This is a genomic window from Actinosynnema sp. NPDC091369, from assembly GCF_044757065.1.
In the GTDB taxonomy this organism is placed as follows: Bacteria; Actinomycetota; Actinomycetes; order Mycobacteriales; family Pseudonocardiaceae; genus Actinosynnema.
Map to the genome: position 1 here is coordinate 1,229,573 of NZ_JBIVUG010000001.1, position 22,172 is coordinate 1,251,744.

Genomic DNA, 22,172 nt, shown 5'->3' on the forward strand with positions numbered 1-22,172 from the left:
CGTTGAGCGCTCGCGACTGGATCGAGAAGGACTTCTACCGCGAGCTGGGCGTCACCTCCGACGCCTCGGCCGACGAGATCAAGAAGGCGTACCGGAAGTTGGCGCGGGAACTGCACCCCGACGCCAACCCCGGTGACGCCAAGGCCGAGGCGCGGTTCAAGGCGGTGTCCGAGGCGTACGGCGTGCTGTCGGACACCGCGAAGCGCAAGCAGTACGACGAGGCCCGCCGCCTCTTCTCCGGGGGCGGCGGGTTCCCCGGCGGCTTCGGCACGGGCGGCGGCGGGTTCGACGTCGGCGACCTGTTCGGCCGCCAGGGCGCGCAGCCCGGCGGCATGGGCGGGCTCGGCGACCTGCTCGGCGGCCTGTTCAACCGCCGGGGCGGCACGTCCGCTTCGGCCACCAGGCCGCGCCGCGGCGAGGACGTCGAGACCGACGTCCGGATCGACTTCACCGAGGCCGTCAAGGGCGCGACCGTGCCCATGCGCCTGTCCAGCCCGGCGACCTGCGGCACGTGCGCGGGTTCCGGCGCGCGTCCCGGCACGTCGCCGCGGACCTGCCCGAACTGCAACGGCGCCGGCCTGGTGACCCGCAGCCAGGGCGCGTTCGCGTTCTCCGAGCCGTGCGCGGACTGCCGCGGCACCGGCCGGATCGTGGACGACCCGTGCCCGGAGTGCGAGGGCGACGGCGTGAGCACGAAGACCCGGACGCTGACCATCCGCATCCCGGCGGGCGTGGACGACGGCCAGCGGATCAGGCTGGCCGGCCAGGGCGAGCCGGGCCGCAACAACGGGCCCGCGGGCGACCTGTTCGTGCGCGTGCACGTCAACCCGCACCCGATCTTCGGCCGGTCGGGCAACGACCTGACCGTGACCGTGCCGGTGACCTTCCCCGAGCTGGCGCTGGGCACCACGTTGACCGTGCCCACGCTGGAGGGCAAGGTGACCTTGAAGGTGCCCGCGGGCACGGCCAGCGGCCGTGTGCTCAGGGCGAAGGGCAAGGGCATCGCCCGGCGTGACGGCCAGGTCGGCGACCTGCTGATCACGCTGACCGTGGCGGTGCCGAACAACATGGATGCCGCAGCCAGGGAGGCGTTGGAGAACTACGCGTCGGTGACGGCGAAGCACGACCCGCGCGCGGAGCTCAACGCCCTGTTGGAGAAGAGGTCGGTGTGAGCTTCCCGTTCCCGCCCGGCACCGACGAGGACACCCCGTTCTTCGTCATCTCCGTGGCGGCCCAGCTGTCGGGTCTGCACGCGCAGACCCTCCGCGCCTACGACCGGTTGGGCCTGGTGTCGCCGGGCCGCACGTCCGGCGGCGGGCGCCGGTACTCGATGCGCGACATCGTGCTGCTGCGCGAGGTGCAACGCCTCTCGCAGGAGGAGGGCGTGAACCTCGCGGGCATCAAGCGGATCATCGAGCTGGAGAACGAGGTCGGCGCCCTGCGCGCCAAGGTGCAGGAACTGACCGAACAACTGGCCTCCGCCATGGCCGCCGCCGAACACGCCGCCGCCTCCGTGCACGCCTCGTACCGCCGCGACCTGGTCCCCGTGCGCCACGAGACCGCGCTGGTCGTCTGGAAGCCGAACTCCAGACGCTGAAACCGAGTCGCCCAATGGGGTGAACATGGCGCGGAAATGTACGGAAACACTGTTACCGTCCCTCGGTTAGAACGAGGCACCCCGCGACCACCACCCCGTCCGCCACCGCTTGACTGCCCCGGTCGACTGCGCGGCTCGACTGGTCGGCCGACCTTGCCGCCGCACAGCCCACGCCGTCCGGCCCGACCCGGGCCAGACTGGACGCCGTGGACTACGTCTTCGTGCACGGCACCACCCAGTCGCCGGCGTCGTGGCGCCCGGTGGAGGACCTGCTCCGCCAACGCGGCCACCGCACCGTCGCCGTGGACCTGCCGACGGACCGCCCCGAACTGCGCGCCGTCGACTACGCCGCGATCGTCCGCGCCCAGGCGGGCGACGCGCTGGCCCCGGTCCTGGTGGGCCACTCCGGCGCGGGCCTGCTAATGCCCGCCATCGCGCGGGCCGTCGCCGCGTCGCACCTGGTCTGGGTGGCCGCGATGATCCCCGGGCCCGTGTCGCTGGCCGACGAGCTGGCGGTCGACTCCGGCGAGATGTTCAACCCGGAGTGGCGGTCCCTCACCGAGCCGCCCACCGCGGACCCGGTGGTGGCGGCGTACTTCCTGTTCCACGACTGCGACCTGGCGGGCGTGCGGGCGGGGCTGCGGACGGTGCGCCTGTTCTACCCCGCGGCGACGTACCGCGAGGTGCACGAGCTGCCGGACCTGCCGTCGACCTACGTGCTGCCGCGCGACGACCGGACGTTGCGGCCGTCGTGGATGCGGCGGGCGGCGCGCGAACGGCTCGGGGTCGACGCGATCGAGGTCGACGGCGGCCACTGCCCGCAGACCAGCCGTCCGGACACGCTGGCGGCCGTGCTGGGGGCGGTGCGGCCCGGGCGGCCGTGACGTGGGCGAACGTCACGCGCACGTGGGATCGGCGAACGTGAGAAAGTTTCGGTTAGCGGGTCAGTCCAGGGTGAACGGGTCGTACTTGATCCGGTCCAGCGGGGTGCCGGCGACCAGCATGCGGGACACGGTCGCCCGGATCATGGACGGCGAGCCGCACACCAGCACGTCCCGGTCCTCCCACGCCCCGTAGCGCGTGACCACGTCGGCCAGCGTGCCCTGCTCGACCCCGCGCGCACCGGGGTCCGACTCCAGCACCGGCACGACGGTCAGCCACGGGTTGGTCATCGCGAACCGCTGCAGGTTGTCCAGGTCGTACAGGTCCTCGCGGCTGCGCCCACCCATGAACAGGTGCACCCGCGGGTTCTCGCCCCACTGCGCCATCTCGTCGATGATCGCGTGCATCGGCGCGACCCCGGTCCCGCCGGCGACCATCAGCACGTCCCGCCCGGACTTCCGGTCGACGCTCAGCCGCCCCATCGGCGGCCCGATGCGCCACACGTCACCCCGTTGGGTGTGCCCGACGATCGACCGGCTGACCCACCCGCCCTCGACCGAACGGATGTGGAACTCGATGATGCCGTCGTCACGCGGCGCGTTCGCGGGCGAGTAGTACCGCCACAGCCGAGCGCGCTGCGGCGTCTCGACGCTCACGTACTGCCCCGCCCGGTACCCGACCGGGTGGTCCGGCTGCAACCGCACGACCGCCAGGTCCCAGCTCACCCGCTGGTGCTCCAGCACGGTCGCGTGCCAGTAGGCCGGGCCGTCGTCGGCCGCCGCCGCCTCCTGCATCGCCCGCGCCATGATCGTGTACGCCTCGGCCCAGGCCATCTCGACCTTCGGCGTCCACGCGGGCCCGGCGAACTTCTTCACCGCCGCGAGCAGCGCCGTGCCGACGGACTCGTAGTGCACGTTCACCACGCCGAACTTGCGGTGGTCGCGCCCCAGCTGCCGCAGGAACGGGATGAGGTCGTCGGGTCTGTCCACCATCTGCACGACGTGGACCAGGGCGCGCAGCAGTCGGCTGCGCTGGACCTCCATGTTCACGGGGAACATCTCACGGGTCGCCGGCGCGAGGCTGAAGAGCATGCCGTAGAAGAACTTGGCTACCTCTTCGGCGCGCGGCTCCACCACCGCGAAGCTCTCCCTGATCATCCGCACCATGGCGGTGACACCAGGAGGGGGTTCGCGGTGTGGCGGGCTCGGGATGGGGCTCAACACGGCGTTCGCAGTCATGGTCCGGGCGCAGTCTCCACGTTTCTGGCGGCGCCAGCAAGGGCGCTACGTCCTCGTCAAGCTTCCATCCCCGACGAGGGGACACTAACCCGCCAACTGGCCGGTTGACTCCTTGATGCCACCTTCGAGTGCAGTCCGGTTACGTACGGTCGCACGGAGTTGCGGCGAAAGGGTGGACATTCCCTTCCACATATACCGAATCCGGCGCTTGCGGCCCACCGTCAGGCGGCCGATCCCCCGCGGACGTGCGCAACCTGACACGTCGGCGACGTGACTGCGGCGTCCCGCCCGGGGTTTCCCGGCCGACGTTCACCCTGGTGGCGGCCGGCAGACCGCCCCGGTGCGGTGGGCCGCAGTCGCCTGTGGATTCCCACCTGCGGATTGTGGACAACTCAGGTGCCCGTGTGGACAACCCGCTGCGACATGTGGGTGACGGTGGTCAGCCCTGCTCGGCGCGCTCCGCTGCGCTGCGTTCAACGCAGAACTCGTTGCCCTCCGGGTCGGCCAGCACGACCCACCCCGTGCCGTCGGGACGGCGCATGTCGGACACCAGCGCGGCACCGAGCCCGAGCAGCCGCTCCACCTCCGCGTCACGCGTGGTGTCCGGCTTGAGGTCGAGGTGCACCCGGTTCTTGACCGACTTGGGCTCGGGGACCTGAATGAACAGCAGCCCCGGCCCTTCGGGCAGCGCGACCAGCGCTTCGGGGTCGCCCGGGAAGTCGTTCTCGGAGATCGGCTGACCGGTGACCTGGCTCCAGAAGCCGGCCAGCGCGTAGGCGTCCTTGCAGTCGACGGTGATGTGCTGCACGAGGGAAGTCATGCGCTGATCGTCTCGGCCGGGGACGATCGGCGCACCAGGGTTTTTCCGGGGGGCTCACCGTGGCCCACACCACACGACTTCCACTGGGTTGAGTGGAACTGGCTCAACTTTTCTGACGTTGACCTGGATGATGGCTGTGCGGAACGCCGGCCCCTGCGCACGAACACCCGACCGAGGTGAGGAATGGACGCTTTCAACCCGACCACGAAGACGCAACAGGCCGTGTCCGCCGCCGTGCAGGCGGCGACCATCGCGGGCAACCCCGACGTCGGCCCGGTCCACCTCCTCGGCGCGCTCCTGGCCCAGGGCGACGGCCTCACCGCGCCCCTGCTGTCCGCGGTCGGCGCGGACCCGAAGCAGGTGCACAAGGAGCTGGAGCAGCTGGCCAGGGCGCTGCCCGCGGCCAGCGGGTCGTCCGTGTCGGCGCCCCAGTTCTCGCGCGACGCGGTCCGCGTGCTGGGCAAGGCGCAGGAGCTGGCCACCGAGATGGGTGACGAGTACGTGTCGACCGAGCACCTGCTGGTCGGCCTCGCCCACCACGGCGGCCAGGTCGCCGACCTGCTGCGCCGCCACGGCGCGCACCCCGAAGGGCTCAAGGAGGCGTTCGGCAAGGTCCGCGGCTCCGCGCGGGTCACCAGCCCGGACCCGGAGGGCACCTACCAGGCGTTGGAGAAGTACGGCGTCGACCTGACCGAACGCGCCCGCAAGGGCGAGCTGGACCCGGTCATCGGCCGCAACACCGAGATCCGCCGCGTGGTGCAGGTGCTGTCGCGCCGCACGAAGAACAACCCGGTGCTGATCGGCGAGCCCGGCGTCGGCAAGACCGCCATCGTCGAGGGCCTGGCCCAGCGCATCGTGGCCGGTGACGTGCCCGAGAGCCTGCGCGGCAAGAAGGTCGTCGCGCTCGACCTGGGCGCGATGGTCGCGGGCGCGAAGTACCGGGGCGAGTTCGAGGAGCGGCTCAAGGCCGTGCTCAAGGAGATCACCGACTCCGCGGGCCAGGTCATCACGTTCATCGACGAGCTGCACACGATCGTGGGCGCGGGCGCGACCGGCGAGTCCGCCATGGACGCGGGCAACATGATCAAGCCGATGCTGGCGCGCGGCGAGCTGCGCATGGTCGGCGCGACCACCCTGGACGAGTACCGCGAGCACGTGGAGAAGGACCCGGCCCTGGAGCGCCGCTTCCAGCAGGTCTTCGTCGGCGAGCCGTCGGTCGAGGACACGATCGGCATCCTGCGCGGCCTCAAGGACCGCTACGAGGTGCACCACGGCGTGCGGATCACCGACGCGGCGCTGGTCGCCGCCGCCACCCTGTCCGACCGGTACATCACCGCCCGCTTCCTCCCGGACAAGGCCATCGACCTGGTGGACGAGTCCGCGTCCCGGCTGCGCATGGAGATCGACTCGCGCCCGGTCGAGATCGACGAGGTCGAGCGCGCGGTGCGCCGGCTGGAGATCGAGGAGATGGCGCTGGCCAAGGAGTCGGACCCGGCCTCGGTGGAACGGCTCGCCGCGCTGCGCGCCGAGCTGGCCGAGCAGCGGGAGGACCTGGCCGGGCTGACCGCGCGGTGGCAGAACGAGAAGGGCTCGATCGAGAAGGTCCGCGACCTCAAGGAGCAGCTGGAGCAGCTGCGCGGCGAGTCGGAGCGGGCCGAGCGGGACGGTGACCTGGGCCGGGCCGCCGAGCTGCGGTACGGGCGCATCCCGGCGTTGGAGAAGGAGCTGGAGGAAGCCACCCGCACCACGCAGGACGCGGCCGTGATGCTGAAGGAGGAGGTCGGTCCGGACGACGTGGCCGACGTGGTCTCCGCGTGGACGGGCATCCCGGCGGGCCGGCTGCTCGAGGGCGAGACGGCGAAGCTGCTGCGCATGGAGGACGAGCTGGCCAGGCGCGTGGTCGGGCAGGCCGAGGCGGTGCGGGTCGTGTCGGACGCGGTCCGGCGCACCCGCGCGGGCGTGGCCGACCCGGACCGGCCGACCGGGTCGTTCCTGTTCCTCGGCCCGACCGGCGTCGGCAAGACCGAGCTGGCCAAGGCGCTGGCGGAGTTCCTGTTCGACGACGAGCGGGCGATGATCCGCATCGACATGAGCGAGTACTCCGAGAAGCACTCGGTGGCCCGCCTGGTCGGCGCTCCCCCCGGCTACGTCGGCTACGACCAGGGCGGCCAGCTCACCGAGTCGGTCCGCCGCCGCCCGTACTCGGTGGTGCTGCTGGACGAGGTCGAGAAGGCTCACCCGGACGTGTTCGACGTGCTGCTCCAGGTGCTCGACGACGGCCGGTTGACCGACGGTCAGGGCCGCACGGTGGACTTCCGCAACACGATCCTGGTGCTGACCTCGAACCTCGGGTCGCACTTCATCGCGGACGCCACCCTGGACGACCCGCAGCGCAACGACGCCGTGATGTCGATCGTGCGGACGCACTTCAAGCCGGAGTTCCTCAACCGGTTGGACGACGTCGTGGTGTTCCACTCGCTGGCGACCGAGGAGCTGACGTCCATCGTGGACATCCAGGTGGACCGGCTCGGGCGGCGGCTGGCGCAGCGGCGGCTGACCCTGGAGGTCACCCCGGCGGCGCGCGAGTGGCTGGCGCTCAACGGCTTCGACCCGGTGTACGGGGCCCGGCCGCTGCGGCGGCTCGTGCAGTCGTCCATCGGCGACCAGTTGGCGAAGGAGCTGCTGGCGGGCGAGGTGCGGGACGGGGACACGGTGAAGGTCGAGGTGCTGGACGACCACTCGGGCCTGATCGTCGGCCGGTCCTGACGGGCCCGCGGTCCTGACGGGCCTCGGTTCTGACGGGCCTCCTGGCGGCGCGGCCTGCGCTCGACGGCCCTCCGGGCTCGCCGGGCGCACGCCGCGTCGTCGGTGTCGTCGTCGGTGCCGTCGGTCATCGTCCGACCAAGGAGGTGGCCGCCGGCGGCACGCCCCGCGTGTCGCACCCGCGTGTCGAGTCCCACGTGTCGAACCGGCTACGCAGGGGTCCCCGACCGGGGGACCCCTGTTTTTACTCTGCCGGCGAGGACCGACAGCCGGGGTGTGCCCGGGCCCGGCCTGTGGACAACGCTGTGGCCTGTGGATAAGTCCGGCCCCGTGGTCGTCCGGCGGGTCGCGGTCGCCGGCGGGTGCGACCCGCGATCCGGGTAACAGCTTGATCCGTTTGCGCGAACCACGCCCCAAGTGATCTTCGTTTGTTCACCGCCGCCCGCTACTCTCGCACCGTGGGCATACCGGCGTGGGTCTGGTTCACCGTCGCCGCGGTAGCGGGCGTCGCGGGGTTCGCCCTGCTCGCGACCGACCGGGCGCAGCGAACCGCGCGTAACCGCGAACGTCGCCGCTGGGCGGCGTTGCGCGGCTGGCAGTTCGAGGAGACCGACCACGTGCTGCCCACCCGCTGGGAGAGCGGCGCGATCGCCTACTACGGCGCGGGCGTCGCCAAGGACGTCGTCGCGGGCTCCACCTTCACCGCCGACGGCCGCCGCCAGGTCTACGTGCTCGACCACGAGACCAACGGCAAGGTCAACTCCGTCCTGGTCGGCGTGCGCTGCCGCCGGGCGTTGTCGGTGGTCGTCGAGCTGTGGCTGCCCAGCGTGCCGTTCCAGCGCGACCAGATGCCCGACCTGCTCGGACCGGTCGGCTCGCGGTACGCGTTCGTCAGCGAGCTGCCCGCCGCCCGCAAGCTCATCACCCCCGACCTGGTCGACGCGGCCGAGGAGATCGGCGGCGACGTCACCGTGGTCTGGCTGGAGGACGACTGGGTGCTCGCCGCCGCGCCGCCCAACTCGACCCCCGCCCGGCTGGAACGGCTGCTGCGCGACCTCGGCGAGCTCGCCGACGTGATCGACCCGTTCGAGGCCGACCCCGAGGCCGACGCCGGTGGCGAGGTCCACCGCCCGCAGTTCGGGCGCAAGCCGTGACGCCGCCGACCGCCCTGGTGACGGGCGCGTCGTCGGGCATCGGCGCCGCGTTCGCCCGCAGGCTCGCCGCCGAGGGGCACGACCTGGTGCTCGTCGCCCGCGACGAGCGGCGCCTGGAGGAGACGGCGGCCAAGCTGCGCGCCGCCCACGGCATCACGGCCGAGGTGCTGCCCGCCGACCTGGCCACCGACGCGGGCCGGGCCGAGGTCGCCGACTTCCTCGCCGAGCGCGAGGTCGACCTGCTGGTCAACAACGCGGGCTTCGCGATCTCGACCGAGTTCTTCACCGCCGACCCGCTCGAACTGCAGTCCCAGCTCGACGTGAACGTGACGAGCGTGCTGCGGCTGACCCGCGCGGCGCTGCCCGGGATGGTGGCGCGCGGGCGCGGCGCGGTGGTCAACGTGTCCAGCGTCGCGGGCTTCCTGCCCGGCCGCGGCACGACCTACAGCGCGGACAAGGCGTGGGTGACGTCGTTCTCCGAGGGCATGGCGATGGCCACGGCGGGCACGGGCGTGCGCGTGCTGGCGCTGTGCCCGGGTTTCGTGCGCACCGAGTTCCACCAGCGGGCGCGGATCGACATGTCCAAGACACCCGACCTGCTCTACCTCGACGCCGACCAGGTGGTGCACGAGTGCCTCGCCGACCTGCGCGCGGGCAAGGTGCTGTCCGTGCCGGGCACGCAGTACAAAGCCATCACGTTGTTCGCCCGGTTGGTTCCGCGCGCGCTGGTCAGGCGGATAGCCTCCCGCGTCGCGGGCGGACGGGGTCGCACCTGAGAACTGCCGGGAACCTGAACCCGGTCCGGTCCGTCCCACTCCACTAGTTGGAACAGGGAGGAACCGTCGATGGGCGAGCAGTTCAGAGTGGAGCCGCCGGAGCTCCGCGGCTACGGCGAGTTGCTGACGCGCAACGCGCAGCACTTCATGACGATCAAGGACCACGCGATCTCCAAGGGCGGCGACACCTCCGGGTTCACCGGCCTGCTCTCGCTGCTCCAGCCCATCGTCACCGGCGTGGCGTCCCTGTACGGGGAGACCCTCGACTTCGCGAACCAGATGATGGTCAAGGAGGCGGAGGGCCTCAACAAGGCCGCCGACATGTACGAGAAGAACGAAGAGATGGTCATGAGCGTCCTCGACCGGGTGCTCGCCCAGCTCCACTCCGTCGCCGAGGCCCCGTCCCTCGGGGGTGGCGGGCGGTGACCGCGTACGCAGACGTCGAGGACCCGTCGGTCGCGCTCAGCGCGGCGGCGGAGAACCGCCCCGGTCGGCAGACGACCAAGGAGCTCATCGAGAAGGCCGGCTGGAAGATCCAGGGCGTCAACTGGATCTACGAGAAGGTCACCGGCGAGAACCTGCTGGACGCGCTGATCAAGCCGCTGCTCGGCGACTTCGAGAAGATCGACGAGAACGCCAACGCGTGGGACCGGATCGCGAAGGCGCTGGACTCCGTGCGGCACAACGTGGACGCGGGCGCCGAGCAGCTGTCGTCGCACTGGGACGGTGACGCGGCGAAGGCGTTCGAGACGCGCATGGGCACCATGTGGGTGATCGCCATCGAGGCGGACTCGCAGATCGCGCGGATCATCGGCAACAAGTTCCGCTCGACCGCCAGCACCTGCCGCACGGCCTGCGGCTTGGCGCTGACGTTGCTGGACATGCTGGTCGGCAAGCTGATGGAAGCCGCGATGACGGCGTGGATCCCGGTCGTCGGCTGGGGCCGCGCGGTGTGGATGGTCTACGACGCGATCCAGATCGTGGACGCCATCCGCAAGATCATCATCTCCATCCAGACGCTGATCGAGGGCGTCCAGGGCATGATCGACGGCATCGTCGCCATGGGCACCGCGCTGTCCAAGCTGAAGGACGTGCGCGACGTCGGCGACCTGCTCGACGTGGTCGACGGGTACCAGGACGGCAAGGAGAAGTTCGACAACGGCATGTCGGCGGCGAAGTCCGGCGCGCTCGGGGCCGCGATGGGCGGGTACAGCCTGGGCAAGGCCGGTGTCGCGGCGCACGGCCGCTACACCCAGCCGCCGCCCACAGCGCCCGCGCCCGCTCCGGCCGGCGCGAGCTCGGGTGGCGGCGGCGGTTCCGGTGGCGGCTCCGGCTCCGGTTCGGGCGGGGGTGGCGGGCAGTGACGTTCCCCTACGACAAGGCGCGGCTGGACGCGCTGGTCGCCGACGTCGAGCAGCGGATGGCGGACGTCGAGCGGACCGCGCGGGCGGCGAGCCAGGTGCAGCTGCGGTCCCGCGGGCTGACGCAGGCCGACTTCGCCGAGATCTCGCGGTTCGCCCACAGCCCCGGCGCGCCCAAGGAGCTGAAGGAGCTGGCCCGGCGGGTCGACGCGGGCGAGATGTCGTGGGAGGACATCGCGACCGGGAAGGCCGTGGACGACGAGGGCGTGCAGCGCGCTCTGCAAACCGGTGTCCCGGACCTGCAGCGTGCGTACACGGCGATCCAGGAGGGCAACGACCCGGAGGACGTGATCTCCGCGGGCACCCCCAAGGCCGGTGGGCGTCGTGACGATGACGACGAGCCGAACCAGTTCACCGAGGACGCCTGGTAGGTGGTGAGGTCGGGCCCGCGGAGCCGTCCGCGGGGCCCGACCACCCGATCGCGGCGGTCGGGCTCAGGTCAGCGTGGGGAAGTCGAACCCGCCCGGGCTGGTGTGGTTCGTGCCCACCCCGCGCACCACGTCGTAGGCCACGGCGGCGGCGATCGCCAGGGAGCGGACCGGGTCCGGGGTGCCCGGCCGCAGGGCCAGCACGTCGCGCCGCACCCGCCGGCCGTCCCGCTTCGCGATCCCACCCGGGCTGAACGACGCCACCTCGTGCAGCAGGCACAGCCGCTGCCCGGCCGCGTCGAGCAGCCCGTACGCGCCGTGCCCCTCGTGCCGCACCGACCCGACCACACCGCCGTTCGGCCACGTCACGCGCGTCGGCGGCTTGCCGGAGCCCTTCCGGATCAGCAGCACCTGCCGGCCGCGGTCGGCCAGTTCCAGGTCGAACGTCGTCCGGCCGGAGAACGCGGTGGCGCGCAACAGCTTCCGCAGCGGCCCGAGGAACCGGCGTTCGGACACCGACGCGAGCAACGCGCCGCGCTGGTCGTAGACGTCGGTGCGGTACCGGGTGCCGAGCAGGTGCCGCAGCACGCCCCAGGGCTGCTCGATGATCAGCGTGTCGGTGCCGGGAAGGGTCACGGTGTGCCAGCGTACGGCCCGGTATGACACTCTTGGCACCCGTGCGAACTGAAGTGGTCCTGGACGCCGCGGCGAAGGCCGAGCTGGCGCGTTTGGTGAGCGAGTTGGCCGTGGTGCACGGCAAGGTGACGCTGTCCTCGGGTGCCGAGGCCGACTACTACATCGACCTGCGCCGGGCGACGCTGCACCACGCCGCGTCCCCGCTGATCGGCAAGCTGCTGCGGCAGCTCACCGCGGACTGGGACTACGTCGCCGCGGGCGGGCTGACGCTGGGCGCCGACCCGGTGGCCTGCGCGATGATGCACGCCGCCGCGGGCGCGGGCGAGGTGCTGGACGCGTTCGTCGTGCGCAAGTCCGCCAAGCAGCACGGCATGCAGCGGCAGATCGAGGGCATCGAGGTCGCCGGGCAGCGCGTGCTGGCGGTCGAGGACACCTCCACCACGGGCGGCAGCGTGCTGACCGCCGTGGAGGCCCTGCGCGCGCACGGCGCCACGGTCGTCGGCGTCGCGACGGTCGTGGACCGCGGCACGGGCGCGCGCGAGGTGATCGAAGAAGCCGGCCTGCCGTACCGGTACCTGCTGGACCTGGCCGACCTGGGCCTGGCCTGACATGGCGAGCGCGCTGGTCCTGCTGCTGGTGATCGTGGCGATCCTGGGTGTCGGGGTCGCCGTGGGGTTGTCGCGCCGCAAGCGCAACCCGTTCACGAACCAGCAGTTCGTGAGCCAGTGGGAGCAGCAGATGCGGGCGCTGGAAGCCTCCCTCGGCTGGCGGTTCGTCGCCGAGGACCAGGGCTTCCAGGAACGCGTGCCGCAGGTCGGGCGGATGCTGGAGGCCGACCGGAGCCGGGTGAAGTTCCAGCTCGTCGGCCACTGGCGCGGTGTGCCCGTGCTGGCCGTCGAGGTGGTGTTCCGGGCGGACAACGTGGTCACGTCGGAGTACCGCACGTACACGGTGGTCGTCGTGCCGCGCCCGATGCCGGGTCCCTGGGTGTTGATCAGCCCGCGCGGCGACAGCGTGTGGGGGCTGTTCGAGCAGTTCGTGGCGAGCGGCGACCCGGTGTTCGACGCCCGCTACGAGGTGCGCCGCCGCAACCCGGCGTTCGCCTCGGCACTGCTCGGCTCCGGTCTCCCGCAGGCGCTCCTCCAGGACCCGCGCGCGAACGGCGTGGCGATCGCGTTCGACGAGCACAACCTCGCCGCCGCCGTGCCCGGTCCCCTGCTCCAGGCGCCGCTGGCGCACCTCGCCGACCTGCTGCTGGACGTGGCGGGCCGGGTGCCGTGGCAGGCGCTGCCCCGGGGCTGAACCGGGCCTGCCGGGAAATGCGACGGCACTTGATCGCCCGGCGGCCTACTCTGGCTGTCAGGGAGGTCGCTATGGTCGCGCGCGCGTTCGCCGAGCTGGTGATGGTGGTGCACTTCGGCGTCCTGGTGTTCCTGGTCGTGGGGGGAATCCTGGCCTGGCGCTGGCCGAAGGTGCTGTACGCCCACCTGGCCATGGCCACCTGGGGCCTGCTGATCGTGCTGTTCCCGCTGGCGTGCCCCCTGACGTGGCTGGAGAACGAGTTCCGCGCCGCCGCCGGCCGGCCGCAGCTCGAGGACGGCTTCATCGACACCTACATCGACGGCGTGCTCTACCCCGACTCCGCGGCGCGCGTGGTGCAGGTGGTGGTGGCACTGGTCGTGCTGGGCTCGTGGACCGGCTACTACCTCAAACGCCGTGATGAACGGTCGTGCAATTCAGTGCAGTTCACCAATCAGCGATAAAGTCGCCATTCGCCCTCACCGGGGTGGCGTAATCGCCGGACCCGTCCGTACCAATCTCATTTCCGGACCTGTCCGGTGCCCTACCCTTCAGCTATGGGGCGGGGAAGGGTGGGCGGCGATGGGGGTGGCTCGGGCACGTCTTGACGTTCGCGAACCGGTGCACCGCGGCAGGCGCAGGTCCTCCGCGGTGGTTTCCCGGTGGCGCGACTACGTGGTCTACACACCGGTCCTGGGTCCGGTGGAGATCGGAGCCGTGCTCGCGCTGGTCGGCGGCTTCACGGCCGCCGCAGTGGGGCACGGACACGTGCGGACCGCCGGATTGGCCTCGGTCGCCTGCGCCGTTGTCGTCGTGTTCGCGATGCTGGTGGTGAACCGCGTCGTGTGGCGCGGCAGGGACGTCCTGGAACGCCGGTTGTTGTTGGAGTACTGCGACCGGCTGGAAAACGTGCACGGCCAGAAGTGGTCGGTGAAGAGCTGGGTGCAGGAAGTCGACATCCAGCCCAACGGCGACGTTCGGCAACGCATTTCGTTCACCGCGGTCGCGTTGTGCGAGATGCTGTACTTCTGCACGTTCCACGACCGCGTCAACTGGGACTGGCCCAGGCGCCACCGACGTCGGGTGCAGGCACACGTGCGCAGCGTCGAAGTCCGCGGCGAGGGCGGTACCAGGTACGACTTCACCACGTCGTGGCTGGACAACGGGGCGCTCAAAATGGTCGTCCACCTGCACGACCCGGTGCCGCGCGGCGGCGAGGTCAGCCTTTCCGTCGACATGTTCTGGCCCGCGAAGTGCCTGCCGCTGATGCGGGGTGACCGCGCGGACGAGTTCCTGACGTCGTTCTCCGAGCCGGTGCCGTTCGCGCGTTACGTGATTCGCCTTCCCAGCGGTGAGCGCGCGTCGTTCGACAAGATCGGGATGCTCACCGAACAGGACGACTGCACTCTCACCAGGGAGGTGGACCAGGTGGGGCGACCGGAAACGACGTTGACCGTCCGGAACCTGCCCGCGTACCGCAAGTTCGGCGTGCGGTTGGACTTGGCATGACGGGCCCGACCCAGCGACGTGGGCCCGCCACCGGCGTTTCCGACGTCACTTGTCGGTGTTGCCGCCGCTGCCGCTTTCCCCGCCTGCGATCACGTGGTTTCCTGTTCTCGTAGACGACCGCGTGAACGCCGCCGTGCTCCGGTTATTCCTGCCGAGCCGGAATCATTCCGCACCGCCGTCGATCACCGCAAATGCGAGTTCGCCTCGTACTTCATTCCCGGCCGGTCGAACGCGCGTCAGGGTAACCCGGTGCCGTCGCGGCCGACTTGGTCGGGTCCGGGCGGGTCGGTCATGATCGCCGCATGCGAGTGGTCCTCGAAGGGTTTCACGCGGTCAAGCACGCGGTTCGGTTCGGTGGGGACGTGGGGACCGTGGTGGTGCTCGACCGGGACAAGGCGGTGGCGTTGGCGCGGTCGCACGCGCCCGACCTGGTGGAAATCTTCGAGCGGGCCGAGGTGGTGTCGGCGGCCGGGTTCGAGCGGGTGGTGGGGCGGTCGCACCCGACGGGGGTCGGCGGGGTGGCGGAGCGGCCCGCGGTCGACCTGGCGGCGGGGCGGGGCGGGCCGCTGGTGCTGTTGGACAACCCGCGCAACCTGGGCAACTTCGGCGCGGTGATCCGGGTGGCGGCCGGGCTCGGGGCCGGTGGGGTGGTGTCCCTCGGCGACGTCGACCCGTGGCACCCGAACGTCCTGCGGGGCAGCGCCGGGTTGCACTTCGCGCTGCCCGTGGCGCGGTTGGGCGGGCTCGACGAGGTCGGCGGCACGGTGATCGCGTTCGACGCGGACGGGCAGGCGCTGCGGGACGTGCGGATACCGGACGACGCGGTGCTCGCGTTCGGCTCGGAGCGGCACGGGCTGTCGGCGGAGGTGCGGGCGCGGGCCGACCTCGTGGTCTCGCTGCCGATGCGGCCGAAGGTGTCGAGCTACAACCTCACCACCAGCGTCGCCATGGGGCTCTACCACTGGGAACTGTTCCGGCGAGCTTCTTGAACGGTTCAGTAGGCACGCTGGTGGGGTGACCACGCCCAAGATCCTCGGCGCACGCGCCGGTGTCGCCGAACGTGCGGTCGAGTCGCGGCACCTGCGCCGGGTCTGGGGCGTGCCGGGCACGGTCCTCGGCGCGGTCTCCTGGCCGCTCGACTGGCCCGGCCGGGCGCACGTCCGGTTCAGCTACTGGTGGCAGGCGCACCTGCTCGACTGCGTCCTGGACGCCCAGCTCCGCTCGCCCCGGCAGGCCCGCGTGGCGCTGGTGCGGCGGCTCGTGCGCGGCATCCGGGTGCGCAACCTGGTCGGCTGGACCAACGACTACTACGACGACGTGGCCTGGCTCGGGCTCGCGCTGCTGCGCGCCGAGCGCGAGGTCGGCATCGCCCGGCCGAAGGCCGTCGCCACCATCGCCGACCGCCTGCGCTCCGGGTGGACCGACCACGGCGGCGGCGGGATCTGGTGGAAGCGCCACGACGACTTCAAGAACGTCCCCGCCAACGGCCCGGCCGCGATCTTCTTCGCCCGCCTCGGCTCGCGGGCCGACCTCGTGCGCGCCCGGTCCACCGTGGACTGGATCGAGGACAACCTGGTCGACCCCGACACCGGGCTGGCCTGGGACGGGCTGCACGTGCACCCCGACGGCACGATCCGCGAGATCGAGAAGAACCTCTACACCTACTGCCAGGGCGTGCTGCTCGGCGCGTGCGTGGAGCTGGGCGGCCGGTACCAGGACGTGGCGGCGCGGATCGTCGACGGCGTCGACGAGCACCTGGCCGCCGACGGCGTCCTGCGCGGGCACGGCGGCGGCGACGGCGGCCTGTTCGGCGGCATCCTCACCCGCTACCTCGCGCAGGCCGCGCTGCGGCTGGACCGGCCGCAGGCGGCCCGGGCGGCGGACATCGTGTTCGCCTCGGCCAACGCGGTGTGGGCGAACCGGACCGCGGTGGTCAGCGGGCCGCTGTTCGGCCCCGACTGGTCACGACCCGCGGCCAAGGAGGGCGGTCCGGAACGCGACCTGTCCGTGCAGCTCGGCGGGTGGATGGCGCTGGAGGCCGCGGCCCTGCTGGAGCGCAACGACGTCGTGCCGTCACGCCGCTGAGTGGCACCCGCACGACCCGCGGTGCCGCAGCACGGGCGGCAGCCGGATCGTCTCCGGCTCCCGTTCCGGGTCCTCGATGCGGGACAGCAGCAGCCGCACCGCGGTGCGCCCGATCTCCTCCACCGGCTGCGCCATCGACGTCAACGGCGGGTCGACCAGCTCGGCCCACTCCACCTCGTCGTAGGTCACCAGGGCCAGCTCCGACCCGATCCGCACACCTCGCGCGCGGGCCGTGCGCAGCACGTCGACCAGCACCTGGTGGTCGCTCACCACGACACCCGAGACCAGCCCGAGCAGCGGGTCCAGCGACGACCGCACCAGGTCCTCGTCCCACGCCAGGCCCGCCCGGCCGAGGCCGAGCCGGTAGCCCAGCACCCGCTCGTCCGTGGTCGCGAGCCCCGCCTGGCCCCGCACCAGCCCGATCCGCCGGTGCCCCAGCTCCGCCAGGTGCCGCACCAGCGTGGACGTCGCCTGCACGTTCTCCGGGCCGACCTGGTCGACGTCCTTGGCCACGGTCAACCGGTCCACCAGCACCGTCGGCACGCCCAGCCGGCGCAGCTCGGGCAGCGCGGCCGAACCGGACGTCGGCGTGAGCAGCACCCCGTCCACCCGCCGCGACCGCAGCATCCGCACCGCGGCCTGCTCGGACTCGGCGGTGTCGCGCGTGTCGATCAGCACCAGCGTGTAGCCCGCCGCGGTGGCCTCGCTCTCGATCGCCGCGATCAGCTCGGCGAAGTACGGGTGCGACACCAGCGACACCGCCAGACCCAGGGACTTCGTGCCGCCCGTGACGAGCGAGCGGGCGATGGCGTCACCGGTGTAGCCGGTCTCCTCGATCGCCTTGAGCACCCGTTCCCGGGTGGCGGGCGCGACGGACCTGGTCTCGTTGATCACGTGTGAGACCGTGGTGATGGAGACGCCGGCAAGACTGGCGACCTCCCGCATGGTGACCATGGACTCGTCCCCGTTCGGGCTTGCGCAAGCGATTGCGTGGGGACTTTACCGGGTAGGAGGGGCGTGCCGTGGCTTCTGTGCTGTGTGTCGGGCTGACGACCGTGGACGTGAGCCAGCGGGTGGCCGAGTTCCCCGTGCCCGGGCAGAAGGTGCAGTCGCTGGGCGTGCACCTCGCGCCCGGCGGTCCGGCGGCCAACGCGGCGCGCGCGGTGGCCGCCCTGGGGCACCGGGCCGTGCTGCTGACCGCGCTGGGCGGCGAGCTCGGCGACTTCGCCCGGTCCCGGCTGCACCCGGTCGAGGTGCACTCGGTCGGGGCCGCCGGACCGGCGCTGAGCATGGTCGCGGTGCGCGAGCGCGACGGCGAGAGGACCGTGATCTCGCGCAACGCCGCCGGGTTCGACGCGGCCGTGACCGTGGACCCGGCGCTGGTGGAGGCGGCGGACGTGGTCCTGGTCGACGGCCACCTCGGCCTGCTCGCGCTGGGTGCCGCGCGGCACGCGAGACGCCTCGGCGTGCCCGTCGTGCTCGACGCGGGCAGCTGGAAGCCGGTGCTGGACGACCTGCTGCCGCTGGTGGACGTCGCCGCGTGCTCGGCCGCGTTCGAGCTGTCCGAGGCCGAGGTGCACGCCCGCGGCGTGCCGCTGGTGATCCGCACGCACGGCCCCCGTCCCGTCACCTGGTCGCGTGGTGGTGCCACCGGCTCCCAACCGGTACCTGTTGTCGAAGCGCGCGACACCAACGGCGCGGGCGACGTGTGGCACGGTGCGCTGGCGGTCGCGGTCGCCCAGGGCCTGGCGGTGGACGACGCCGTCCGGTGGGCGAACGAGGTCGCCGCGGTGCGGGTGCGCCACACCGCGTGGGACTGGGTGGAGGAGCTGGGACGGTGGCGGGACAGCGGGTGAAGTTCGACGAGCTGGTCGACCGGGCGCGGCTGCTGGTGGACACCGGCGAGCGCAGGCTCCTGGGCATCGGCGGCGCGCCGGGCTCGGGCAAGTCGACGCTGGCCCGGCGCCTGGTCGACGCGCTGGGCGACGACGCCGCCCTGGTCGGCATGGACGGCTTCCACCTGGCCCAGCAGGAGCTGGAGCGGCTCGGCGTGGCCGACCGCAAGGGCGCGCCGGACACGTTCGACATCCCCGGCTACGTCGACCTGCTCGGCCGGTTGAAGGCGTGCGGGCCGGACGTGGTGTACGCGCCGGAGTTCCGCCGCGAGATCGAGGAGCCGATCGCGTGCGCGGTACCGGTCGACCCGTCCGTGCCGCTGGTCGTCACCGAGGGCAACTACCTGCTGCTCCAGTACGACAAGTGGAAGCGCGTGCGGGTCGTGCTGGACGAGGCGTGGTTCCTGATGATCGACGAGGACCTGCGGGTCGCGCGGCTGATCGACCGGCACGTCCGGTACGGCCGGTCACCGGAGGACGCGCGCGAACGCGTGCTGCACGGCAGCGACCACGTGAACGCGCTCATGGTGAACGCCTCCCAGTCCGCCGCCGACCTCGTGATCACCGAGGTGCTGTGAGGCGGAGCTGCTACGACGCGGCGGTGACCTCTTCGTCCACCGGCTTCTTCATCTCCTGCCGGTAGCGGTACAGGCCGTAGGCGGTGCCGCCGACGAAGAACGCGATGCTGACCACCACCGCGACCGTCTCCAGCCACGGCACGGCTTGCAGCAGCCCGGCGCCGTAGTAGCCGGCCAGCACCAGCGTCGGCACCCACGCGACCGCGCCGATCGTGGTGGCGAGCATGAACCGCTTGGGGTCCATCCGCGCCGCGCCCGCGATCATCGGCGCCAGCGTGCGCACCCACGGGATCCACCGGGCCAGCACGATCGCCCAGAAGCCCCGGCGGTCGAGGAAGTCGCGGGCCTTGGCGAGGTTCTCCTTGTTGAGGACCTTGCCGCCGCGGCGGGCCAGCAGACGCGTGCCGGTGTGCCGGCCGATGTAGTAGCCGATCTGGTTGCCCACGACGGCCACGGCGAGCGCGACCCCCGAGAGCAGCCAGGCGGACAGCTCGGCGTCGTGGGACGCGAGCACCACACCGGCCGCGAACAGCAGCGAGTCGCCGGGCAGGAACAGGCCGAAGACGAAGGCGCACTCGAAGAAGATGAAGCTCAGCGTGATCAGCCACACGGCCATCGGGCCGGCGGAATCGAGCTGGACGAATGCGACAGCTTCGGACGTCGCGGACAACACCACGCCATGCAGCCTACGTGGGAATGCGGCGTCGACTGGGCGACATGGGGATAACGCCTTGCCGAAGCTGCGGCGTCGCTGCGGTGCGTGCGGGCCCGAACACGCACTGGAGTGATCGCCGTCACGGGGGTTAGCGTGGACGGATGGAGGCTTTGCTCGCCGAACTCCGCTCCGCCGTGGGCACCGACGCGGTGCTGACCGACGTCGACGTCACCGCGAGCTACCAGCGCGACATGATGCCGCTCGCGCCCTACGGGCAGCCGCTGGCGGTGGTGCTGCCGACGTCCGCCGAGCAGGTGCAGGCGGTCGTGCGGGCGTGCGCCGCGACCGGGACGCCGATCGTGCCGCGCGGCGCGGGCAGCGGCCTGTCCGGCGCGGCCAACGCCGTCGACGGCTGCGTGGTGCTGGTGACCACGAAGATGAACGCCATCGTCGAGATCGACCCGGACAACCGGCTGGCCGTGGTCGAGCCGGGCGTGGTGAACCTCGACCTGCGCGGCGCGGTGGAGAAGCACGGGCTGTTCTACCCGCCGGACCCGTCCAGCTACGACTGGTGCACGATCGGCGGCAACCTGTCCACCAACGCGGGCGGGCTGTGCTGCGTGAAGTACGGCGTGACCACGGACTCCGTGCTCGGGCTGGACGTGGTGCTGGCCGACGGCGAGCTGCTGCGCACCGGGCGGCGGACCGTGAAGGGCGTGGCCGGGTACGACCTGACCAAGCTGTTCATCGGCAGCGAGGGCACGCTCGGCGTGATCACCAGGGCGACCCTGGCGCTGCGGCCGCTGCCCCAGGCCCCCGCGACGCTGGTGGCCGCGTTCGCCGGCACGGCCGACGCGGGCGCGGCGGTGAGCCGCGTGGTCACCGAGGGCATCGTGCCGTCGTTGATGGAGATCATGGACCGCACGTCCATCCGGGCCGTCGAGCAGTACCTGAAGACCGACCTGAACGCCGGCGCGGCGCTGCTGCTGTGCCAGTCCGACTCGGGCGGCGAGGCGGGGCGGCGCGAGCTGGCCGCGATCGAGCAGGCGTGCGTGGCGGCGGGCGCGGAGCTCGTCTACGCCACCGAGGACCTGGGCGAGGGCCGTGACCTGCTCGCCGCGCGGCGGGCCGTGCTGACCGCGCTGGAGGTCTACGGCGCCTGGCTGACCGACGACGTGTGCGTGCCGCGGACGAAGATCGCCGACCTGATCGCCGGGTGCGAGCGGATCAGCGAGGCGGCCGGGCTGCGGATCGCCGTGGTCGGGCACGCCGGCGACGGCAACATGCACCCGACGATCGTCTACGACCCGACGTCGGCCGACGAGTTCGCGCGGGCGCGTCGGGCGTTCGACGAGATCCTGGAGCTGGGGCTGTCCCTGGGCGGCACGATCACCGGCGAGCACGGCGTGGGCAAGATCAAGCGCGAGTGGCTGGCCCGCGAGATCGGCCCCGTCGGCCTGCGGGTCCACCGCGAGATCAAGCGCGCGCTCGACCCCGGCAACCTCTTCAACCCCGGCTCGATGTTCGACGCCCTCGGGTAGTGCCTAGTCGACGACGCGCTTGATCTGCTGGGTCTCGTCCATCCGGTCGTCCACCCGGTCGATGACCTCGGTGATGTCGGCCGCCTCCTGCGCCAGCAGCGACTTCTTCTCCCGGCGCGCCTTGATGATCTCGATGACGATCGGCACGACCGAGATCAGCACGATCAGGATCAGGATCAGCTCGAGGTTCTCGCGCACGAACTGGATCTGGCCGAGGAAGTAGCCCAGCACCGTCAGGCCCGCGGCCCACGCGACGCCGCCGATCAGCGAGTACGTGAAGTACTTGCGCGGGTCCATCCGACCCACGCCCGCCATCGCGGTGATGAACGTGCGCACGATCGGCACGAACCGCGCCATCACGATCGCGCGGGCGCCGTACTTGTCGAAGAACTCGTGCGTCTTGTCGACGTACTCCTTCTTGAAGATCTTCGACTCGGGCTTGTTGAACAGCGCGGGTCCGGCCCGGTGGCCGATCCAGTAGCCGACCACGTTGCCCGCGAGCGCGCACGCCGTGAGCAGCAGGCACACCAGCCACAGCGGGTAGTCCAGCAGCCCCGAGGCCACGAACAGGCCCGCGGTGAACAGCAGCGAGTCGCCGGGCAGGAAGAAGCCCACCAGCAGGCCGCACTCCGCGAAGACGATGAAGCACAGCCCGACCAGCATGTAGGGGCCGAGTCCTTGGAGCAGGATCTGCGGGTCCAACCAGTCCGGACCGAGGGCAACCGTGGAGGTGGGCGCGACCGTCACGGCGACCACGGTACAGGCATCACCTGAGCGTCATGACCGCCACGACCGTGCCGGCGGCCAGTCCGAGCAGCACCGCCAGCAGCAGCACCCACCCCGCGCCCAACGACGGCCGGACCCGCCGAACGGGCACGTGGGGGTGCGCGCCGGTGCTGGTGGCCTGGGCGCGCAACGCGTCGGCCACCAGCTTCTCGTGGTCTTCGGGCACCCG

At 71.8% G+C, this 22,172-nt stretch carries 25 protein-coding genes; 18 read left to right on the plus strand and 7 right to left on the minus strand.

Annotation, left to right across the window (positions count from 1 at the left end; translation table 11 throughout):
- Window positions 1-2 precede the first annotated feature (2 nt).
- From dnaJ to ACIQMJ_RS06050, 3 genes are all read left to right on the plus strand, one after another.
- Window positions 3-1,172 (plus strand): molecular chaperone DnaJ, encoded by a 1,170-nt coding sequence (gene dnaJ, locus ACIQMJ_RS06040; RefSeq protein WP_499759848.1) that lies wholly within the window; start codon window positions 3-5, stop codon window positions 1,170-1,172.
- Window positions 1,169-1,597, plus strand: a complete 429-nt coding sequence (locus tag ACIQMJ_RS06045) for a heat shock protein transcriptional repressor HspR (RefSeq protein WP_499759849.1) — start codon at window positions 1,169-1,171, stop codon at window positions 1,595-1,597. The genes dnaJ and ACIQMJ_RS06045 overlap by 4 nt, the downstream gene beginning before the upstream one ends.
- Window positions 1,598-1,803: 206 nt before the next feature.
- A complete protein-coding gene (locus ACIQMJ_RS06050) occupies window positions 1,804-2,481 on the plus strand; it encodes an alpha/beta fold hydrolase (RefSeq protein ID WP_499759850.1) in 678 nt (225 codons plus the stop codon).
- A 60-nt stretch (window positions 2,482-2,541) separates the two neighbouring features.
- Here the strand turns inward: ACIQMJ_RS06050 and ACIQMJ_RS06055 are convergent, their stop codons facing one another.
- Both ACIQMJ_RS06055 and ACIQMJ_RS06060 read right to left on the minus strand, forming a co-directional pair.
- Entirely contained in the window at window positions 2,542-3,645 is a 1,104-nt protein-coding gene (locus ACIQMJ_RS06055; protein WP_499760259.1) for an FAD-binding oxidoreductase, read from the minus strand.
- A 511-nt stretch (window positions 3,646-4,156) separates the two neighbouring features.
- Entirely contained in the window at window positions 4,157-4,537 is a 381-nt protein-coding gene (locus ACIQMJ_RS06060) for a VOC family protein (protein ID WP_499759851.1), read from the minus strand.
- A 183-nt stretch (window positions 4,538-4,720) separates the two neighbouring features.
- Between ACIQMJ_RS06060 and clpB the strand changes: the two genes are divergently transcribed.
- The 6 genes from clpB (at window position 4,721) to ACIQMJ_RS06090 (ending at window position 11,022) form a co-directional block, all read left to right on the plus strand.
- On the plus strand, window positions 4,721-7,303 hold the full coding sequence (clpB, locus tag ACIQMJ_RS06065; protein WP_499759852.1) for an ATP-dependent chaperone ClpB: 2,583 nt from the start codon (window positions 4,721-4,723) through the stop codon (window positions 7,301-7,303).
- Window positions 7,304-7,758: 455 nt separating this feature from the next.
- Window positions 7,759-8,454, plus strand: a complete 696-nt coding sequence (locus ACIQMJ_RS06070; protein ID WP_499759853.1) for a TtfA family protein — start codon at window positions 7,759-7,761, stop codon at window positions 8,452-8,454.
- A complete protein-coding gene (locus ACIQMJ_RS06075; RefSeq protein ID WP_499759854.1) occupies window positions 8,451-9,230 on the plus strand; it encodes an SDR family NAD(P)-dependent oxidoreductase in 780 nt (259 codons plus the stop codon). Before ACIQMJ_RS06070 ends, ACIQMJ_RS06075 begins: the two co-directional genes overlap by 4 nt.
- A 69-nt stretch (window positions 9,231-9,299) precedes the next feature.
- A complete protein-coding gene (locus tag ACIQMJ_RS06080; RefSeq protein WP_499759855.1) occupies window positions 9,300-9,656 on the plus strand; it encodes a hypothetical protein in 357 nt (118 codons plus the stop codon).
- Window positions 9,653-10,594, plus strand: a complete 942-nt coding sequence (locus ACIQMJ_RS06085; RefSeq protein WP_499759856.1) for a WXG100 family type VII secretion target — start codon at window positions 9,653-9,655, stop codon at window positions 10,592-10,594. The genes ACIQMJ_RS06080 and ACIQMJ_RS06085 overlap by 4 nt, the downstream gene beginning before the upstream one ends.
- Window positions 10,591-11,022 carry a hypothetical protein gene (locus ACIQMJ_RS06090; protein WP_499759857.1) on the plus strand — a complete coding sequence of 144 codons (432 nt, stop codon included), beginning with the start codon at window positions 10,591-10,593 and terminating at the stop codon, window positions 11,020-11,022. Before ACIQMJ_RS06085 ends, ACIQMJ_RS06090 begins: the two co-directional genes overlap by 4 nt.
- A 63-nt stretch (window positions 11,023-11,085) precedes the next feature.
- Here the strand turns inward: ACIQMJ_RS06090 and ACIQMJ_RS06095 are convergent, their stop codons facing one another.
- A complete protein-coding gene (locus tag ACIQMJ_RS06095; RefSeq protein ID WP_499759858.1) occupies window positions 11,086-11,655 on the minus strand; it encodes a hypothetical protein in 570 nt (189 codons plus the stop codon).
- Between the two features lie 53 nt (window positions 11,656-11,708).
- On the opposite strand from ACIQMJ_RS06095, the gene pyrE reads away from it, so the two are divergent.
- From pyrE to ACIQMJ_RS06125, 6 genes are all read left to right on the plus strand, one after another.
- Window positions 11,709-12,263, plus strand: a complete 555-nt coding sequence (gene pyrE / locus ACIQMJ_RS06100; protein ID WP_073886212.1) for an orotate phosphoribosyltransferase — start codon at window positions 11,709-11,711, stop codon at window positions 12,261-12,263.
- A gap of 1 nt (window position 12,264) precedes the next feature.
- Window positions 12,265-12,957 (plus strand): hypothetical protein, encoded by a 693-nt coding sequence (locus ACIQMJ_RS06105; protein ID WP_499759859.1) that lies wholly within the window; start codon window positions 12,265-12,267, stop codon window positions 12,955-12,957.
- A gap of 71 nt (window positions 12,958-13,028) precedes the next feature.
- Window positions 13,029-13,418, plus strand: coding sequence for a DUF2784 domain-containing protein (locus ACIQMJ_RS06110; protein ID WP_499759860.1), 390 nt, complete (start codon window positions 13,029-13,031; stop codon window positions 13,416-13,418).
- A 187-nt stretch (window positions 13,419-13,605) separates the two neighbouring features.
- Window positions 13,606-14,463: a hypothetical protein gene (locus tag ACIQMJ_RS06115; RefSeq protein ID WP_499759861.1), complete on the plus strand. Its 858-nt coding sequence runs from the start codon at window positions 13,606-13,608 to the stop codon at window positions 14,461-14,463.
- Between the two features lie 362 nt (window positions 14,464-14,825).
- A complete protein-coding gene (locus ACIQMJ_RS06120; protein ID WP_499759862.1) occupies window positions 14,826-15,452 on the plus strand; it encodes a TrmH family RNA methyltransferase in 627 nt (208 codons plus the stop codon).
- 25 nt (window positions 15,453-15,477) lie between these two features.
- On the plus strand, window positions 15,478-16,548 hold the full coding sequence (locus ACIQMJ_RS06125; RefSeq protein WP_499759863.1) for a glycoside hydrolase family 76 protein: 1,071 nt from the start codon (window positions 15,478-15,480) through the stop codon (window positions 16,546-16,548).
- On the opposite strand, the gene ACIQMJ_RS06130 is transcribed toward ACIQMJ_RS06125, so the two are convergent.
- Entirely contained in the window at window positions 16,537-17,502 is a 966-nt protein-coding gene (locus ACIQMJ_RS06130; protein ID WP_499759864.1) for a LacI family DNA-binding transcriptional regulator, read from the minus strand. The two genes, ACIQMJ_RS06125 and ACIQMJ_RS06130, sit on opposite strands and share 12 nt — an antisense overlap.
- A 77-nt stretch (window positions 17,503-17,579) precedes the next feature.
- Between ACIQMJ_RS06130 and ACIQMJ_RS06135 the strand changes: the two genes are divergently transcribed.
- Both ACIQMJ_RS06135 and ACIQMJ_RS06140 read left to right on the plus strand, forming a co-directional pair.
- Complete coding sequence (locus ACIQMJ_RS06135) at window positions 17,580-18,404, plus strand: PfkB family carbohydrate kinase (protein WP_499760260.1); 825 nt, start codon at window positions 17,580-17,582, stop codon at window positions 18,402-18,404.
- A complete protein-coding gene (locus ACIQMJ_RS06140) occupies window positions 18,386-19,021 on the plus strand; it encodes a nucleoside/nucleotide kinase family protein (RefSeq protein ID WP_499759865.1) in 636 nt (211 codons plus the stop codon). The genes ACIQMJ_RS06135 and ACIQMJ_RS06140 overlap by 19 nt, the downstream gene beginning before the upstream one ends.
- Before the next feature lie 10 nt (window positions 19,022-19,031).
- Here the strand turns inward: ACIQMJ_RS06140 and ACIQMJ_RS06145 are convergent, their stop codons facing one another.
- Complete coding sequence (locus ACIQMJ_RS06145; RefSeq protein ID WP_499760261.1) at window positions 19,032-19,637, minus strand: DedA family protein; 606 nt, start codon at window positions 19,635-19,637, stop codon at window positions 19,032-19,034.
- Window positions 19,638-19,837: 200 nt separating this feature from the next.
- On the opposite strand from ACIQMJ_RS06145, the gene ACIQMJ_RS06150 reads away from it, so the two are divergent.
- Complete coding sequence (locus tag ACIQMJ_RS06150; protein ID WP_499759866.1) at window positions 19,838-21,217, plus strand: FAD-binding oxidoreductase; 1,380 nt, start codon at window positions 19,838-19,840, stop codon at window positions 21,215-21,217.
- A gap of 3 nt (window positions 21,218-21,220) precedes the next feature.
- Here the strand turns inward: ACIQMJ_RS06150 and ACIQMJ_RS06155 are convergent, their stop codons facing one another.
- Together ACIQMJ_RS06155 and ACIQMJ_RS06160 are read right to left on the minus strand one after the other, a co-directional pair.
- Entirely contained in the window at window positions 21,221-21,973 is a 753-nt protein-coding gene (locus ACIQMJ_RS06155; protein ID WP_499759867.1) for a DedA family protein, read from the minus strand.
- A 10-nt stretch (window positions 21,974-21,983) separates the two neighbouring features.
- The gene (locus tag ACIQMJ_RS06160) at window positions 21,984-22,169 is read right to left on the minus strand and encodes a hypothetical protein (protein WP_499759868.1); all 186 of its coding nucleotides are present in this window, start codon (window positions 22,167-22,169) and stop codon (window positions 21,984-21,986) included.
- Window positions 22,170-22,172 lie beyond the last annotated feature (3 nt).